Genomic DNA, 16,993 nt, shown 5'->3' on the forward strand with positions numbered 1-16,993 from the left:
GTCAAGCTGGCGCAATCTTGCCACGTCCGATGCCGTAGTAAGTCAGCCCTGCCGAGGCCATGTGCTCGGGTTCGTACAGGTTGCGGCCATCGAACACCACCCGGTCGGCCAGCTGCTGCGGCACCTCGTCCAGGTTGAGCACACGGTAGTCCTGCCATTCGGTGACGATCACCAGGGCATCGGCGCCCCGCAACGCATCGTCCTTGCAGGGCACCAGTTGCAAGTCGGCACGCGGGCCGTAGTGGCGCCGGATTTCTTCCATGGCCTGAGGGTCGTGGGCCTGCACCCGTGCGCCCGCGGACCACAACGCTTCCAGCAGGACCCGGCTGGAGGCTTCGCGGATATCATTGGTATTGGGCTTGAACGACAACCCCCACAGGGCAAACACCTTGCCCCGCAGGCCGCCAGGGTAGTGGCGCTGGATCTTGCTGAACAGCCGGCCCTTCTGCTGCTCGTTGACCGACTCTACTGCGCGCAGCAACTGCGTCTCGAAGCCTTCTGCCTCGGCACTGTGGCGCAGGGCTTGCAGGTCTTTGGGGAAGCACGAGCCGCCAAATCCGCAGCCGGCGTAGATGAAGTCATAACCGATGCGCGGGTCCGAGCCGATGCCACGGCGCACCATTTCGATGTCGGCCCCCAGGTGCTCGGCCAGGTTGGCGATTTCGTTGATGAAAGAAATCTTGGTGGCCAGCATGCAATTGGCTGCGTACTTGGTCAGCTCGGCACTGCGCGCGTCCATGACCATGAACTTTTCGCGGTTGCGGTTGAACGGCAGGTAAAGCTCGCGTAGCAACTCCACTTCGGCCGCTTCTGCGCCGCCGATGATGATGCGCTGGGGGCGCATGCAGTCATCCACCGCAGACCCTTCCTTGAGAAACTCCGGGTTGCTGATCACCTGGAAGCGACTGGTATCGGCCACGGCCTGGGCGATGCGTGCCTTGATGCGGTGTACGGTACCCACCGGCACGGTGGACTTGTTGACGATTACTTTGGGCCCGTCAGCATGCTCGAGGATGCTGTCGACCACGGCGAAAACGTGCTTCAGGTCGGCACTGCCATCGGCTTGCGGCGGAGTACCGACGGCAATGAACTGCAACCTGGCATAGTTGGCAGCGACTGCGGCATCCGTGGTGAAGCGCAGCCGACCGCAGGCGAGGTTCTTCTCCAGCAGCGGCGCAAGGCCGGGCTCGAAGATCGGGCAATGACCCTCACTCAGGCTGGCCACCCGATCGGCATCGACATCCATGCACAACACCGAATGGCCCACCTGGGCCAGGCACACCGCCTGGGTCAGGCCGACATAACCGGTTCCGAAAACCGTGACCTTCATTTGACAGCTCCTTGATAGGAAAGCTGAAAAAAAATGTCACATCGTTGTTTAGGAATTGTGACCTGAAGGATGTGCGCGTGGACCATATGGCCGTTATTCCACGTCGCCCAGGCAGAGCATCTAAACTTAATGACAGCTCGCGTTAGCGCGTTGTACCGCGAACGAAAACCCTTGAACCGACCACCGCCTTCCCGGAGCGGATGTCCCTCGTTGGCGATGGCCTTCTTGCAGAGGAGGGCAGGTCATGGACGAGGCAAGGCTTCACGATTTCATGGGCAAGCTGGTGGGCGACATGGGCGCGGCGGCGACGCTGGCCAATGTCATTCTCGGCGATGAACTGGGGCTGTACCGGGCCATGGCCGACAGCCAGGCGGTCACCCCTGAGCAACTGGCGGAAAAGACCGGCTGCCACCCGCGGCTGGTGCGAGAATGGTTGAATGCCCAGGCAGCATCGGGCTACATGGTCCATGACAAGGGCCGTTTTGTGCTGCCTGAAGAACAGGCCATGGCCCTGGCGCTGGAGGACTCTCCGGCCTACATGGCCGGCGGCGCGTCAGTGGTGGCGGCGCTGTTCCATGACAAGGACAAGCTGGTAGCCGCCATGCGCGGCGATGGCGGGTTGGCCTGGGGCGATCACCACCCGTGCATGTTCAGCGGTACCGAGCGGTTTTTCCGGCCGGGGTATCGCACCTTCCTGGTAGCGGATTGGCTGCCGGCACTGGAGGGTGTGGTGGCCAAGCTGCAGGCGGGCGCCAAGGTGGCGGATGTGGGGTGCGGTCATGGTGCCTCGACGCTGGTGATGGCGCAGGCGTTTCCGGCGTCGACCTTCGTGGGGTACGACTATCATCAGCCTTCGATCGTCACCGCCAACGCGCGTGCGCGTGAAGCGGGGTTGGAGTCGCGGGTGAACTTCCAGCAGGCCAGCGCCAAGGAGTACCCGGGGCATGACCATGACCTGGTGTGCTTCTTCGATTGCCTGCACGACATGGGTGACCCGGTCGGGGCAGCCAGGCATGCCTACCATGCTTTGAAAGCGGATGGCACGGTCATGCTGGTGGAGCCTTATGCCGAGGACTCGCTGGAGGGTAACCTGACACCGGTCGGGCGCTTGTTCTATGCGGCGTCGACGTTTATCTGCACGCCCAATTCGTTGTCGCAGGAAGTGGGGCTGGGGTTGGGTGCGCAGGCCGGGGAGGCGCGATTGCGGGCGGTCTTCGAGGAGGCAGGGTTCAGCAGGTTCCGGCGGGCGACGCAGACGCCGTTCAACCTGATTCTGGAGGCCCGCAAGTAGAGCGTGATCCTGCACCGGCCTCTTCGCGGGCTCGCCCACACAGGTTACGTGCTTGTTTCAGGCCTGTGGAGCGCCTGGGCTGCCCGCGAAGTGGCTGGGCCTGGAAAGCAGAAGGGGCGCCATGTGGCGCCCCTTCTGTTTGTTGCTTAGGCTTCAGCGTCCCAAGGACGATCGCCTTTTTCATCTTTGACACGGGTCGGCAGGCCCATCACGTCCAGCGCCTTGAGGAACGGCTCGGCTGGCAGCTCCTCGACGTTGACCATGCGCTTGGCATCCCACTCGCCACGGGCTACCAGCAGGGCGGCAGCCACTGGCGGTACGCCGGCGGTGTAGGAAATGCCCTGGCTGTCGGTCTCGGCGTAGGCTTCTTCGTGGTCGGCCACGTTGTAGATGAACACTTCGCGCGGCTGGCCATCCTTGGTGCCTTTGACCAGGTCGCCGATGCAGGTTTTGCCGGTGTAGCCAGGGGCCAGCGAGGCCGGGTCTGGCAGTACAGCCTTGACCACTTTCAGCGGTACCACTTCCAGGCCTTCGGCGGTTTTCACCGGTTGCTCGCTGAGCAGGCCCAGGTTTTTCAAAACCGTGAACACATTGATGTAGTGCTCGCCGAAGCTCATCCAGAAGCGCACGTTCGGGACGTTGAGGTTCTTCGAAATCGAGTGAACTTCATCGTGGCCGGTCAGGTACAGGTTTTGCGAGCCTACCACTGGCAGGTCGTCGGTACGCTTGACCTCGAACATGGTGTTGCTGGTCCACTGGCTGTTCTGCCAGCTCCACACTTGTCCGGTGAACTCGCGGAAGTTGATTTCCGGGTCGAAGTTGGTGGCAAAGTACTTGCCATGTGAACCGGCATTGACGTCGAGAATATCGATCGAATCAATGCTGTCGAAATACTGTTGCTGCGCCAGCTTGGCGTAGCTGTTCACCACACCCGGGTCGAAACCGACGCCGAGAATGGCGGTAATGTTCTTTGCCTGGCACTCTTCGAGGTGTTTCCACTCGTAGTTGCCGTACCACGGTGGGGTCTCGCAGATCTTGCCCGGCTCTTCGTGGATGGCGGTGTCCAGATAGGCGACACCCGTATCGATGCAAGCACGCAGCACCGACATGTTGAGGAAGGCGGAACCCACATTGATCACGATCTGCGATTCGGTTTCGCGGATCAGCGCCTTGGTTGCCTCGACATCGAGGGCATTGAGCGAGAAGGCCTGGATGTCGGCGGGTACCTTGAGGCTACCTTTGGCCTTGACGCTGTCGATGATGGCCTGGCATTTGGAGATGTTCCGTGACGCGATGGCGATACGACCCAGTTCGTCGTTATGCTGCGCGCACTTGTGGGCCACCACCTTGGCGACACCTCCTGCACCAATGATAAGAACGTTCTTCTTCAATTTACCCTTTGCTCCTTACTTGAAAGCCGGTCTTACGACAGGCTGGAAACGTAGTCTTCGAAACCGAACTCGCGGACGACTTCGACGCTGCCGTCGAGCTGCTTGACCACGATGGAAGGCATCTTCAGCCCGTTGAACCAGTTTTTCTTGACCATGGTGTAACCCGCCGTGTCGATGAACGACAGGCGATCGCCAATGGCCAGCGGACGGTCGAATTGGTACTCGCCGAAGATGTCACCGGCCAGGCATGACTTGCCGCAGACCATGTAGGTATGCTCGCCGTCATTGGGGGCCATCTTGGCGTTGAGGCGGTAGATCAGCAGGTCGAGCAGGTGCGCTTCGATCGAGCTGTCGACCACGGCCAGGTGCTTGCCGTTGTACAGGGTATCGAGCACGGTCACTTCCAGCGAGGCGCTGTTGGTGATGGCGGCTTCGCCCGGCTCCAGGTAAACCTGCACGCCGTATTTTTCCGAGAACGCCTTCAGGCGCGCGCAGAAGGCGTCTACTGCATAGTCTTCACCGGTGAAGTGAATGCCACCACCAAGGCTGACCCACTCGACCTTGTGCAGGAGGTGGCCGAATCGCTCTTCGATGTGCGTGAGCATCTTGTCGAACAGGCCGAAGTCACCGTTCTCGCAGTTGTTGTGGAACATGAAGCCGGAAATGTGTTCGATCACCTGCTCGATCTTGGCCGGGTCCCATTCGCCCAGGCGGCTGAACGGGCGGGCCGGGTCGGCCAGCAGGTAGTCGGAGCTGCTGACCTGCGGGTTGACGCGCAGACCACGCACCTTGCCTTCGGACTGTTCGGCAAAGCGTTGCAGCTGGCCGATCGAGTTGAAGATGATCTTGTCGCAGTTCTCAAGCATCTCCTCGACCTCGTCGTCGGCCCAGGCCACGCTATAGGCATGGGTTTCGCCGGCGAACTTCTGGCGGCCGAGCTTGAGCTCGAACAGGGAGGACGAGGTGGTACCGTCCATGTACTGCTGCATCAGGTCGAACACCGACCAGGTGGCGAAGCATTTGAGGGCGAGCAGCGCCTTGGCACCGGAGTGTTCGCGCACGTAGGCGATCTTCTCCATGTTGCTGAGCAGCTTGGTTTTATCGATGAGGTAATACGGCGTCTTGATCATTTAAAGGCCCCCGGCCAGGCCGGCCAAAAAAAGGACACGCATTGTGCCTTCACTTGCCGCAGACCGAAAGGGCGGGATACGCATTTCGTCAGGGTTGACGCCATTGCGTGGGCTTTTCGGTTGCGGCGAGCCTAGTAGATCAGGTGCATGTGACTGTCGTAATCACCCCCGACAGATGGCAGCTTCAGTCTGCCTGCTGCAGCCAGGCCTGGATCTGCTCCAGTGTTGCGGTAGCGCCGCCACAGACCACCACCAGGACATTGCGCAAGGCGCCCAGTGCCTTGGCATCATAGGCCACTGCCAACGCCGCCCCGCACGCGGGCTCGACCAGCACACGGTGGTCCAGCAAGAACCGCTCACAGGCCTCCAGCGCTGCGCGATCGCTGACCAGATGGCTGTGCACCGGATGCTGCTGCACGCACGTCAGCGCCTGATCAGCCACACGCTTGGCCCCCAGCGACGTGGCCACCGAGGCGATGCGCTCCAGCTCCACCGAATGCCCAGCCTGCATGGCCGCATGCAGCGACGCCGCGCCCTCGGTTTCTACTGCCAGCACCGGCACATCGCCCCAGCCATTGCGCTTGAGCCCCTCTACCACGCCACTGAGCAAGCCGCCCCCGCCGACTGACAACACCACCGCGTCCGGCTTCAGGCCGGCTTCGGCCACTTCATCCACCAGGCTGGCATGCCCGGCCCACAGCAGTGGGTCGTCGAATGGGTGGATGAAGGCATCGTTCGGGCCTACCAGTGTCTGTGCCAGGGCGTTGGCCTCTTGCCAGGAACTGCCGTGCACCACCACCTTGGCTTCTTCCAGGTGCAGCAGCTGCTTGGCCCGTTCGGTGGTGGTTTCGGGTACCACCACGGTCACCGGCACCCCCAGCTTGCGTCCGGCGTAGGCGACTGCCAAACCGGCATTGCCACCTGACGAGGACACAAAGTGCCGGGCGCCACGCGCGTGGTGTACCTCGCAGGCGTAGCCTACACCGCGCAGTTTGAACGAACCGCAGGGTTGCAGGGCGTCGAGCTTGAGCCAGATATTACGACCGGCCGCCAACGACAGCGGGCGCGACTCGATCAGGGGGGTATGAATGTGCAAGGTCATTGGCTGGCTCCGCGTAGTTGCTCGAGGTAGTTGTAAATGGTGTAGCGCGTCACGCCTAGAGCGCTGGCAGCCTTCTCGACGCCGCCCTTGACGATGAACAGGCCGCGCTCCTGCATGACGCGCACGGCCTCGACCTTGGCCTGTTTGTTCATCCGCCCCTGGCCGCTGCGCTGCAGGGCAGCCTGGATGATCTCGCTCATCAGCAGCTCCATGTCGGCCGGTTCGTTGACCGCCGGTATGGCCCCCAGCGGCTGCAACTGCTGGAGAAAGCTCATGGCAGCATCCAGGCCGGTGACGTCGGTGTTGACGCACAGGCTGGCGAAGGGGTGGCCGCTGCTGTCACGGAAGATTGCCGTGGCACTCCGTAGCGTGCGGCCTTTGAGCGTAGTGGGGTAATCGGGCAGCACCACCGGCTCACAGCCGTGCTGGTCGGCCGAGGCCTGCATCAGTGCCTTGAAACCCTGGTCCTGCTCCGGTGCGGCGAGGATCGGGCTGCCCACGCTGCGGCCGGAAAGATGACCGTTGACGATCGCCACCACCGAGTGTTCGGGGTGGTCAAGGTCGTGCAGGAGTATTTCCATGTTGCGCGCGGCAACGCTGCCCAGTGCCTGGATCGCGGCCTTGAGCACGGTGAGGGTGAGTTGGCGTTCTTCGCTGGGGGTGATAGACATGGCAGACCGCAAAATCAACTGTTTGTGCATTTTTACACATATGGTTGAAATTCGCGATCTGCTTTTGCGGCCCCTGTAAGACTCAGCCGAGCGCCGGCGTGCGCGGCGGAATCATCCGGCGCGAGCCGGTGGCCTCGAACGCGGCAGCAAAACTCAGCAGCGCGTTGTCGCTATAGGCCTTCCCGGCAAAGGTCAGCCCCACCGGCATACCGATATCGGCCATCACGCCCATCGGCACGGTTACGGTCGGCACGCCCAGGTGACGGATTGCCAGGTTGCCGTTGGCTACCCAGACACCGTTGCTCCAGGCGATGTCCGCCGATACCGGGTTGATATCGGCATCGGCCGGGCCAACGTCGGCTACGGTGGGGAACAGCACCGCGTCCAGGCCCAGCTTGTCCATCCAGTCTTCCAGGTCCAGCTTGCGGGTCTGCTCCAGCCCGCGCAGGCCGTCGGGCAGGGTCTCGATCTGGTCCCAGGTCTTCAGGCCACGTTTGGCCATGTTGACGTACTCGTCCATGCCGGCAGCCAGGTCATCTTCACGGTTGGGCAGGGTGCCCGGGTCGTGGGGGAAGATCTTCAGCCCGTCGACATCGGCCAGGCGGTTAAGCTTGGGGTCATCGTTGGCGCGCAGGAAGTCGTCAAAGGCCCAGCCCGACAGTTCCCACAGTTCGTCATGGAGGAATGCCTTGCTGACGATGCCACGGTTGTACACGGTCGGCGCGCCTGGGCGGTCGCCTTCGCAGTTGGACACCAACGGGAAGTCCACTTCCAGCACTTCGGCACCCGCCGCTTCCAGGGCCTGGCGTGCTTGTTGCCACAGGTCGATCACCGTGGCGCGGGTGTTGATGCGTTGGCCGGTCGGCCCGCCGATGCCTGGCTTCTCGGCGGTGCCCGCTTCGGGATCGGCATTTATATACATGCGTGGTACGCCAAAGCGCTTGCCCTTGAGCGCGCTGGCATCTACCGCCAGTTCAAGGTACGAAGCCGGACGTACCGTCGAGGCAGCGGGGATTGGCACCCACGGCTGCAGGCGCCACAGGTCGCCGCGCTTGTCGGCGTCATCGGCGACCACCACGTCGAGGATTTCCAGCAGGTCGGCCATGGTGCGGGCGTAGGGCACCACCACGTCCATGGTCGGCGTCAGCGGCCAGTTGCCACGCACCGAAATCACCCCGCGCGACGGGGTGTAGGCACACAGGCCGTTGTTGGACGCCGGGCCACGGCCGCTGGACCAGGTTTCTTCGGCCAGGCCAAAGGCGCTGAAGCTGGCGGCGGTGGCGGTACCGGCACCGTTGGACGAGCCCGAGGCGAAGGGCGCGGTCAGGTAGTTGGCGTTGTACGGGCTTTCGGCGCGGCCATAGACGCCGCGCTGCATGCCACCGTTAGCCATGGGCGGCATGTTGGTCTTGCCCAGGCACACGGCACCGGCGGCGCGCAGGCGCTCGATGGTGAAGGCGTCGCGCTGGGCGACCAGGTCCTTGAAGGCAGGGCTGCCGGAGGCGGCAGTCAAGCCTTTGACCAGGTAGCTGTCCTTGGCGGTGTAGGGGATGCCGTCCAGCGGGCTAAGCACCTGGCCCTTGGCACGACGGGCATCGGAGGCCTCGGCTTCTTTCAGCGCCTCTGGGTTGCGTACCACTACGGCGTTGAGGGCAGTGGCGGTGTCGGCGCCATCGTAGGCGTCGATACGTGCCAGGTAGGCGTTGACCAGCTCGACCGCCGTCGTGCGGCCCGACTCGAGCGCGTCGCGCAGCTCGGCAATGGAAACCTCGGTTACCTCGATCATGCGTTCACCAAAAAATGTGCAGGTGGGGGCTAATGCGAGGAGTGTACAAGAAGGGCTTGGCGGACGCAGGTTTGCGCAGGGGCAAATGGTTTTATGCAGGGGGGCATTGTCGGGGGCATTCACAGGCATTACCCGGCCCATTGTGGGGGCGGCCTTTCAGTCACCAAAGGGCCGCCCACAGGCTGGTGCTCAGCCTCAGCCCTGCGCGATATCGAGAAACATCATCACCGCAAACCCACCCACAACCCCAGGGTCGCCGTTGTTTCCCACAGGTATGAACTGCAGATGGTCATGGTAGGGCAGCAGGACCTGGCGCGGGTAATGGACCTGGGGGCAGTGCTGGGCATCAAGGTCGAACCGGCGCTGGAAGCCCTGAAAGTCGTCGTCCACATCTAAAGCCTGGCGCAGTCCCTGTGGGAGCGGCCTTGTGTCGCGAAAGGGCTGCACAGCAGCCCNTTCGCGACACAAGGCCGCTCCCACACGGATCGCGCCAGCCTATGGAAATTGAGCAAGACAGTTGCTCCACACGGTTTGCGTCAACCTGCCAGGTCGGCGGCGCTATGGCGCTCCGGCACCTGGCTGTGTTCATCTCCCCAGGTACGGTTCACGCGTGTACCGCGCTGCACAGCAGGGCGCTGGGCGATGTCCTCGGCCCAGCGCTGTACGTTCGGGTACTCGTCAACCGCCAGGAACTGCGCCGCGTCATACAGGTTGCCGCGTACCAGCTGGCCATACCACGGCCACACGGCAATATCAGCAATACTGTATGCCTCGCCGCCCAGATAACGGCTTTCGGCCAAGCGACGATCAAGTACGTCCAGCTGACGCTTGGCCTCCATGGTGAAGCGGTTGATGGCGTACTCGAACTTTTCCGGTGCATACACGTAGAAGTGGCCAAAACCACCGCCCAGGTAAGGCGCCGCACCCATCTGCCAGAACAACCAGTTCAGGCATTCGGTGCGCGCAGCCGGCGATTTTGGCAGCAATGCTCCAAACTTTTCTGCCAGGTACAGCAGGATCGAACCTGATTCGAACACCCGCACCGGCGGCTCCACGCTGCGGTCGAGCAGGGCGGGAATCTTCGAGTTGGGGTTGACCTGGACGAAGCCACTGGAAAACTGATCACCCTCGCCGATGCGGATCAGCCAGGCATCGTATTCGGCACCGGCGTGGCCCAGGGCAAGCAGCTCTTCAAGGGCAATGGTGACCTTGACGCCGTTGGGCGTAGCCAGGGAATACAGCTGCAGCGGGTGTTTGCCCAGCGGCAGGTCCTTGTCGTGAGTCGGGCCGGCGACCGGGCGGTTGATGCTGGCGAACTGGCCGCCGGAGGCTGCGTCGTTGCGCCAGACTTTGGGTGGCACGTAGGCAGGCTTGCTCATGCATGAATCTCCTTCAAAGGCGCGAAAACGGTCACGTGAAAACGTTGACCTGCATCTATGCCATGGGTTCGACGCAATGCGCAAATGCACAGGGTGCAGGCGCAGCTTGCATGACGGCGGTTTCATCCAGTTTTCATCCGGCACAACGCCGGCCGGTTTTATGCTGGGTTATCCCTTCGTCCTGCAAGGAACCGCTGGCCGATGACCCTTGCACGCTGCGTGTTGGCGCTGGTCCTGCTCGGCGGCCTGTTGGCCCGCGCCGAGGCCGCGCCGTGGGTTGCCGGCCTGCACCTTATGACCTTGACCGACCCGGTCGATAGCCGCCCGATGCAAGCGCTGGCGTTCTACCCGGCCGTTGGCAAAACCCGTATCAGCCGTATAGACGGGTATCCCGTCGACGTGGCCGAAGAGGCGCCCGTCGCCATGGGGCGATTCCCGTTGCTGGTGCTGTCTCACGGCAATACGGGCAGCCCATTGGCTTTGCATTACCTGGCCACGTCGCTGGCGCGGCAAGGGTTCGTGGTGGTGGCGGTGGTGCACCCGGGGGACAACGTGCGCGACCACAGTCGCCTTGGCACCCTGAGCAATCTTTATGGGCGGCCGCTGCAAGTCAGCGCGGCGATCACCGCAGCACGTGATGATGCAGTGGTCGGGCCTTATCTGAATGAAGGCAAGGTGGGCGTGATTGGCTACTCGGCCGGCGGAGAAACCGCGTTGATCCTGTCTGGCGCACGCCCCGACCTGGACCGTCTGCGTCAGTACTGCCTGGAGCGCCCGCATGACACAGACGCCTGCAAGACCCACGGCATCCTGATTGCCGACCGTAGCGAACTGGCGCCCGAGACCGACCCGCGAGTGGGGGCGGTCATGTTGATGGCGCCGCTGAGCCTGTTGTTCGGGCGCCATGCGCTGGCCGGGGTGCAGGTTCCCGCACTGATCTACAGTGGCGACAGCGATCAGCTTGTGGCCGTAGACCGAAATGCCGAGGCCCTGGCCCGCAAACTGCCGGTCACACCGGACTACCGCCTGTTGGCCGGTGCCGGGCATTTCGTGTTCATGGCCCACTGCGATGCCGAGCAGTACGCGCGAATGCCGGCGCTGTGCAAGGACGCCGACGGCGTCGACCGCCGGCATATCCATCATTCGCTGCAGCGAGAAACGGCAGCGTTCTTCAGCCAGGCGCTGGGCGCGCCAGCGCCGGCTGAGCGTTCAGCTACGGCGGGCGCGCCGCGCCAGCCACAACGTTAGGCCAACCCCGGCCAAGGCGAGCAGGGCCGCCACGCAGAAGATCGAGGCATACCCCAGGTGTACCGCCACGGCGCCCATCACCGGGCCGGCAATGGCCAAGGCCATGTCGAAGAACACAGCATAGGCACCCAGCCCTGCGCCGCGGCTGCTGCTGGGGACTTGCTTGATCGCCTCCACGCCCAATGCCGGGTACACCAGCGACAGCCCGAAACCGGTCAGCCCGGCACCAACCAGCGCCCAGGGCGGTGACGGCGCCAGCCACAGAAGGCCCAAGCCCAGCACTTCGGTGGCCATGCAGGCGACCGCCACGTTGTAGCCACCAAAGCGGTTGACCGCGTTGACGAACAGCAGCCGCGAAATGATGAAGCACACACCAAACGCACTCAGGCACCAGGCCGCGCCGGCCCAGCCGCGCTCGAGGTAATACAGGGTGACGAAGGTGGTCAAGGTGCCGTAGCCGATCGAGGCCAGGGTCAAACCCAGGCCACACGGGGCAACCCGGCCGAACGCCGACCAGAAGGGCAGGCGCTCGCCGCGCACCACGACCACGTCGGGGCGCTTGCGAAGCACCAGCAGGGCAAGGGTTGCCAGCACCAGCAAAGCCGGCCCCAGTACGCTGAAGTCCAGCCCGTCCACGGCCAGCACGCCGATCGGCGCACCGATGGCGATCGCGCCATAGGAGGCGATGCCGTTCCACGAGATCACCCTGGCAGTGTGTTCGGGGCCGACCTGGCTGATGCCCCAGCTCAAAGTGGCCACACCGATCAGCCCTTGGGCGATGCCCAGCAGCAAACGTCCACCGAGCAGCAGTGCCAGGCTCAGCAGCGGTAAGGTGAGGGTCCAGGCTGACAGCAACGTCAACACCCCGCAACCGGCAATCCCCAGCAAGCCAAAGCGGATGGCCTGTTTCCCTCCCAAGGTGTCTGCCACCTTGCCTGCAAACGGGCGGCTCAGCAGCGTGGCCAGGTACTGCAGGCCAATGGTTACACCGGCGATCACTGCGCCAAAGCCGAGCTGGTCGTGCACATAGCTGGGCAGCACCGCAATCGGCAGGCCGATGCAGAGGAAGGCAATGAAGGTATAGAAAACGATCGACAAGATCTGCAGGGTGATGTGCAGCGTGTGACTGGCGGGGGCAGGTTGTTGCGCGGTCATGGGCTCTTTCGCGGGCGGGCGGTTGGGCGTGGTCCCATCATGGCCGTTGCGCAAAGGAAAAGAAAGCAGGCTAACGAATTATTCGTCGGGCAGTGTCAGTCGGTGGGAGGGGGGCTTCGCCGGCAAGCCTGCGAAGCGGCCCAGCCACACAAGGTGGCCAGGCCTTGGCCTTCAATCAGACCAGCACACCCTGGCTGCGCAGGTAGTCATCGTAGGTACCGCTGAAGTCCACCACACCATCGGCCGACAGCTCGATGATGCGCGTGGCCAGCGACGACACGAACTCGCGGTCGTGGCTGACGAACAGCAGGGTGCCCGGGTAGTTTTCCAGCGCCAGGTTCAGCGCTTCGATCGATTCCATGTCCAGGTGGTTGGTCGGCTCGTCCATCACCAGCACGTTCGGCTTCTGCAAAATCAGCTTGCCGAACAGCATGCGACCTTGTTCACCACCGGAAATCACCTTCACCGACTTGAGGATTTCGTCGTTGGAGAACAGCATGCGCCCCAGGGTGCCGCGGATCACCTGCTCGCCAGAGGTCCACTGGCCCATCCAGTCGAACAGGCTCATGTCGTCTTCGAAGTCGTGGGCGTGGTCCTGGGCGTAGTAGCCCACTTCGGCGCTGTCGGTCCACTTCACCGAGCCCGCATCCGGGGTCATCTCGCCGACCAGGGTGCGCAGCAGGGTGGTCTTGCCAATACCGTTGGGGCCGATGATCGCAACGCGCTCGCCCGCTTCGACGGTGATGTCGAAGTTCTTGAACAGCACCTTGTCGTCGAAGGCTTTGGCCATTTTTTCGACGACCACGGCCTGGCGGTGCAGTTTTTTCGTCTGTTCGAAGCGAATGAACGGGCTGACGCGGCTGGACGGCTTGACCTCGGCCAGCTGGATCTTGTCGATCTGCTTGGCACGAGAAGTGGCCTGCTTGGCTTTGGAGGCGTTGGCCGAGAAGCGGCTGACAAAGGTCTGCAGCTCGGCGATCTGGGCTTTCTTCTTGGCATTGTCCGACAGCAGCTGCTCACGCGACTGGGTGGCTGCGGTCATGTACTCGTCATAGTTGCCCGGGAACAGGCGCAGCTCACCGTAATCAAGGTCAGCCATGTGGGTGCAGACGCTGTTGAGGAAGTGCCGGTCGTGGGAAATGATGATCATGGTGCTGTTACGCGCCGTGAGGATCGTTTCCAGCCAGCGGATGGTGTTGATGTCCAGGTGGTTGGTCGGTTCGTCGAGCAGCAGCACGTCCGGGTCCGAGAACAGCGCCTGGGCCAGGAGGACACGCAGCTTCCAGCCCGGTGCCACTTCGCTCATCGGGCCGAAGTGCTGCTCCAGTGGAATACCCAGGCCCAGCAGCAGTTCACCGGCGCGGGACTCGGCGGTGTAGCCGTCCATTTCGGCGAATTCGGTTTCCAGCTCGGCGACGGCCATGCCGTCTTCTTCGGTCATTTCCGGCAGCGAGTAGATACGGTCACGCTCGGCTTTGACTTTCCACAGCTGGCCGTGGCCCATGATCACCGTGTCGATCACGGTGAATTCCTCGTAGGCGAACTGGTCCTGGCGCAGCTTGCCCAGGCGGGTGTTCGGCTCAAGCATGACCTGGCCTGCGGACGGCTCCAGGTCACCGCCGAGGATTTTCATGAAGGTCGACTTGCCGCAACCGTTGGCGCCGATCAGGCCGTAGCGGTTGCCGTTGTTGAATTTGACGGAAACGTTTTCGAACAGCGGCTTGGAGCCGAACTGCATGGTGATGTTAGCGGTAGAAATCAAGTGCTTGTCCTGCGGGGGTTCCAGAGGTGTATTTAGGCCCTGTCGTCAGTCTTGGGCCAATTTGGGGCCAATTCGACTCGGGGCGGCAGCTTCTCCAGCTCCCTCCAGTCCGAGGAGGAGCTGATCCATTTCGCGTAGGTAGAGAGCAACATCTCGACGCTGTGGCCAAGCTGGCTCGCGATGAACGCGGGGTTCATCCCAGGCATCAGGCATAGGGTGGCGTAGGTGTGGCGGGTGTCGTACTGACGGCGTTCACGGATGTTCAGCGCCTTCAGCGCCGATTTGAAGGGGCGGATTGTAACACTTGGCTCGTTGATCCACAGCCCACCTTTGCTAGGTTGGAACACGAAGGGGCTAGTCGGGTGGGCCGACTTGGACGCCATGCGACGAAGGGTAGCGATTGGCTGGGCATGGTTGATGGCGTTCAATGCGCGCTCGTTTAACAGGACCACCCGATGATGCTTGGTTTTCGTCTGGTCAGGTTTTCGCTTCAGATTGATCGCGGTCGGTTGTGGTTATCAGCTTTCGACCCTTATCGGCCTCTCGTGAAAGAGTGCCTCGCCCCTTCTATTGATAGCGTCGATTAGAAGCCATTGTTAAACAACGGAAGCAGTTGTATTCAAAACATCTAGTCTTGATGCTTGATAACAGCACTGCATCTGATAGGGAAGTTGACTGAGTTGGCAATGAAACATTCGTGGTGAGCATCGTCATGCAGGCGTCTTGCAAGATCCAGATTTGACTGGCTGCTGATAATGACCTGAGGCCTTAACTCAGCGTCTTTGAAATGGCCCTTGCGCTGGCCATCCCCTTCAAGCATCCGGCCCACCGGGTAGTCGACATATTCCAAGACGTTCACGTTGTTGACTGCGCACAGATGAAGATACCAAAGCTTGTGGCAGGCCGAGATCGAGGCCAGCAACATGTCTTCAGGGTTCCAGCGTTCAGGGTTCCCGCGAAAGGCGGGGTCGGCAGAGCCAAGGATAGGTGCCTTGCCTGGAGCCTCCACGTTGAAGTCTCTCTGGTACGCCGTGTAACTGGCAGTACCTTCACCCGTGTTACCTATCCAATTTACCGTGACAGCGTAATGGTGTTCTTTCATGGTCACTCCTGTGTCGAAAGACGGCCGGAAAATCTTGCCCATCGCTTGGGTGCGGTTATCTTGCTCTCGATTGAGGGCTCTGCACCAGCATCTAGTGTTTGCAGCGACGCATGAGCAATCCGAGCACATGCAATGATCCGAACTGCGAACAGTCCTGATTGCTGGCTTCCTCGTGCTCTCTGTCGTGTCCTTGGCTTGAGGATATCGAAACCCTATCTCAGGCTTGGGGCCTCAACACGCACAGTGGTGCTTCAGCTCAACGGAGCCTTCGCCGCCGCCTCGATCGCGTCGAGGTCCAACTCAATTGTTTCGGGCATGACGATTCCTTGGCCGTTCTTGCGACCGGCCTGTGCTTTAATGGGCGATTGTTGAAATGGATTTTTCTAGCGAGGGATAACGCTTATGTTTGCTGTCGGAATTGCGCTTCTTGCCGTAGGATTAGGCACTTCAAATCCTGGGCTCTGGATACCGGGCGCCGCGCTCATGGCTGCCCGCATCGTGAAACGAGCACGCAGCTGACCCCTTGGCCGCCATATCGCGGCAGTGAATAGAGGGAGAAGGGGACAGGGGTTAAATCAGAAAGAGTACGGATTTGCCCTCAGATCAGAAGGACCTGCGCTGCGGAGCCGTCGTCCCCAGCTTTTGCCAGGACGTGCGCCCACCTTTATCTCGAAGAAATAGACCAGACGGTGCTCATGGGTGATGCAGGGGGTGCGTAGACACACGTCAATTAGGCGGTTGAGGTTGCCAAGGATGGTGAGGTCGGCACTCTGCCAGTGGCAGCTTGGACAAGGGCTCCCTCCGGGTCAATGTGCACCCAGCGGCGAGGTCATTCGATTATGATCTGGAATTGACCGCTACAGGGTACCTTGGATCGGGCTATCTATATCGGGGTCGAATGCGGCCAGTCCCAGAATGGCTGCAATCGACTCAAAGCGGTCGGTCACGGTCTATCTTTTAAGACTTGAGTCAGATTGATCGAGGCCTTGATGCCGATAGCTACCCCTGGAGAATTTCTGCAATGGGTCATAGCGGCGGCTTTCAACGTGCTGTGCAGTGCATTTCAGGCCCCTGATAGCCCCACACCACGATGGCCTCGCCATCGTGCTCCCATAAACTCTCATTTTGTCCCAGGTAGCGCGCGCCGCTTGCGGTCTGTTCTAGGTACATCAGCGAACTGCGGTCACCGAACTCGACGATGGCCGTGGGCGGCTCGGTGCGGAAGAAGCGGGCAACCACTTCCTTGGCCGGGTTGCCGTCACACTGGTAGAACACGGGGCCGGTGGCCTCGACCAGCCGGTAGCGCGCCTGCAGTTCGGCGATGCGCAGGCGGTAGCTGTCGGCGATGCAGGCGGGCTGGTCCGCGCTTTTCCAGCAATCGTTGCGGCCTTTGATCCAGCCCCGTTGCTCGGTCTTGAGCACCGGCGGATGTTCATTGCCGGCCTTCTGCTGCGCGGCTGTGTAGACCTCGGCCATTTTCCGGTCCAGTGCCGAGAGCGGCTCGCTCTGGCAGATCTGTTGTTCGATGCTGCCGGCCTCGACCTGAGTGCAGTTGAAGGCAGGTCCCTTAGCTTGGGTGTGCGACAGAGGCAGGGTGAGCAGCAGGGGAAGCCAGTGCTTCATGGGAACCACCATTAGCGATTCAG

14 protein-coding genes are annotated in these 16,993 nt (G+C 61.9%); 2 read left to right on the plus strand and 12 right to left on the minus strand.

Annotated features, from left to right (window positions below):
* Position 1: 1 nt before the first annotated feature.
* Entirely contained in the window at positions 2-1,330 is a 1,329-nt protein-coding gene (locus ACTJJN_RS10485) for a UDP-glucose dehydrogenase family protein (protein ID WP_161774884.1), read from the minus strand.
* 244 nt (positions 1,331-1,574) lie between these two features.
* Here ACTJJN_RS10485 and ACTJJN_RS10490 point away from each other — a divergent pair, with 244 nt between their 5' ends.
* Entirely contained in the window at positions 1,575-2,621 is a 1,047-nt protein-coding gene (locus ACTJJN_RS10490; RefSeq protein ID WP_440781228.1) for a class I SAM-dependent methyltransferase, read from the plus strand.
* Between the two features lie 146 nt (positions 2,622-2,767).
* Here ACTJJN_RS10490 and ACTJJN_RS10495 read toward each other — a convergent pair whose 3' ends face one another.
* The 6 genes from ACTJJN_RS10495 to yghU form a co-directional block, all read right to left on the minus strand.
* A complete protein-coding gene (locus ACTJJN_RS10495) occupies positions 2,768-4,012 on the minus strand; it encodes a saccharopine dehydrogenase family protein (protein WP_003248123.1) in 1,245 nt (414 codons plus the stop codon).
* A 32-nt stretch (positions 4,013-4,044) separates the two neighbouring features.
* Complete coding sequence (locus tag ACTJJN_RS10500; RefSeq protein ID WP_014756455.1) at positions 4,045-5,142, minus strand: carboxynorspermidine decarboxylase; 1,098 nt, start codon at positions 5,140-5,142, stop codon at positions 4,045-4,047.
* A gap of 184 nt (positions 5,143-5,326) precedes the next feature.
* Positions 5,327-6,244, minus strand: a complete 918-nt coding sequence (locus tag ACTJJN_RS10505) for a pyridoxal-phosphate dependent enzyme (protein ID WP_440781229.1) — start codon at positions 6,242-6,244, stop codon at positions 5,327-5,329.
* Positions 6,241-6,915, minus strand: a complete 675-nt coding sequence (locus ACTJJN_RS10510; protein WP_047604983.1) for a helix-turn-helix transcriptional regulator — start codon at positions 6,913-6,915, stop codon at positions 6,241-6,243. Before ACTJJN_RS10510 ends, ACTJJN_RS10505 begins: the two co-directional genes overlap by 4 nt.
* An 82-nt stretch (positions 6,916-6,997) precedes the next feature.
* Positions 6,998-8,701: an amidase gene (locus ACTJJN_RS10515; protein WP_014756457.1), complete on the minus strand. Its 1,704-nt coding sequence runs from the start codon at positions 8,699-8,701 to the stop codon at positions 6,998-7,000.
* A 536-nt stretch (positions 8,702-9,237) separates the two neighbouring features.
* Entirely contained in the window at positions 9,238-10,080 is an 843-nt protein-coding gene (yghU, locus tag ACTJJN_RS10520; RefSeq protein WP_003248134.1) for a glutathione-dependent disulfide-bond oxidoreductase, read from the minus strand.
* Between the two features lie 201 nt (positions 10,081-10,281).
* On the opposite strand from yghU, the gene ACTJJN_RS10525 reads away from it, so the two are divergent.
* Positions 10,282-11,328, plus strand: coding sequence for an alpha/beta hydrolase family protein (locus tag ACTJJN_RS10525; protein WP_012052517.1), 1,047 nt, complete (start codon positions 10,282-10,284; stop codon positions 11,326-11,328).
* Here the strand turns inward: ACTJJN_RS10525 and ACTJJN_RS10530 are convergent.
* From ACTJJN_RS10530 to ACTJJN_RS10550, 5 genes are all read right to left on the minus strand, one after another.
* Positions 11,290-12,483 carry an MFS transporter gene (locus ACTJJN_RS10530; protein ID WP_014756460.1) on the minus strand — a complete coding sequence of 398 codons (1,194 nt, stop codon included), beginning with the start codon at positions 12,481-12,483 and terminating at the stop codon, positions 11,290-11,292. The two genes, ACTJJN_RS10525 and ACTJJN_RS10530, sit on opposite strands and share 39 nt — an antisense overlap.
* 175 nt (positions 12,484-12,658) lie before the next feature.
* Entirely contained in the window at positions 12,659-14,245 is a 1,587-nt protein-coding gene (locus ACTJJN_RS10535; protein ID WP_440781230.1) for an ABC-F family ATPase, read from the minus strand.
* Positions 14,246-14,277: 32 nt separating this feature from the next.
* A complete protein-coding gene (locus tag ACTJJN_RS10540) occupies positions 14,278-14,697 on the minus strand; it encodes an integrase (RefSeq protein WP_041168436.1) in 420 nt (139 codons plus the stop codon).
* A gap of 176 nt (positions 14,698-14,873) precedes the next feature.
* The gene (locus tag ACTJJN_RS10545; RefSeq protein WP_017147656.1) at positions 14,874-15,347 is read right to left on the minus strand and encodes an OsmC family protein; all 474 of its coding nucleotides are present in this window, start codon (positions 15,345-15,347) and stop codon (positions 14,874-14,876) included.
* 1,041 nt (positions 15,348-16,388) lie between these two features.
* Positions 16,389-16,970, minus strand: coding sequence for an MliC family protein (locus ACTJJN_RS10550; protein WP_440781231.1), 582 nt, complete (start codon positions 16,968-16,970; stop codon positions 16,389-16,391).
* Positions 16,971-16,993: the final 23 nt, after the last annotated feature.

The organism is Pseudomonas sp. 22515, from assembly GCF_052044625.1.
Lineage (GTDB): Bacteria > Pseudomonadota > Gammaproteobacteria > Pseudomonadales > Pseudomonadaceae > Aquipseudomonas > Aquipseudomonas alloputida.

Coding starts and splice junctions, on each gene's coding strand:
- ACTJJN_RS10525 (WP_012052517.1), top strand. CDS start 10,282: ATGACCCTTGCACGCTGCGTGTTGGCGCTGGTCCTGCTCGGCGGCCTG.
- yghU (WP_003248134.1), bottom strand. CDS start 10,080: ATGAGCAAGCCTGCCTACGTGCCACCCAAAGTCTGGCGCAACGACGCA.
- ACTJJN_RS10510 (WP_047604983.1), bottom strand. CDS start 6,915: ATGTCTATCACCCCCAGCGAAGAACGCCAACTCACCCTCACCGTGCTC.
- ACTJJN_RS10550 (WP_440781231.1), bottom strand. CDS start 16,970: ATGAAGCACTGGCTTCCCCTGCTGCTCACCCTGCCTCTGTCGCACACC.
- ACTJJN_RS10515 (WP_014756457.1), bottom strand. CDS start 8,701: ATGATCGAGGTAACCGAGGTTTCCATTGCCGAGCTGCGCGACGCGCTC.
- ACTJJN_RS10530 (WP_014756460.1), bottom strand. CDS start 12,483: ATGACCGCGCAACAACCTGCCCCCGCCAGTCACACGCTGCACATCACC.
- ACTJJN_RS10490 (WP_440781228.1), top strand. CDS start 1,575: ATGGACGAGGCAAGGCTTCACGATTTCATGGGCAAGCTGGTGGGCGAC.
- ACTJJN_RS10505 (WP_440781229.1), bottom strand. CDS start 6,244: ATGACCTTGCACATTCATACCCCCCTGATCGAGTCGCGCCCGCTGTCG.
- ACTJJN_RS10500 (WP_014756455.1), bottom strand. CDS start 5,142: ATGATCAAGACGCCGTATTACCTCATCGATAAAACCAAGCTGCTCAGC.
- ACTJJN_RS10545 (WP_017147656.1), bottom strand. CDS start 15,347: ATGAAAGAACACCATTACGCTGTCACGGTAAATTGGATAGGTAACACG.
- ACTJJN_RS10485 (WP_161774884.1), bottom strand. CDS start 1,330: ATGAAGGTCACGGTTTTCGGAACCGGTTATGTCGGCCTGACCCAGGCG.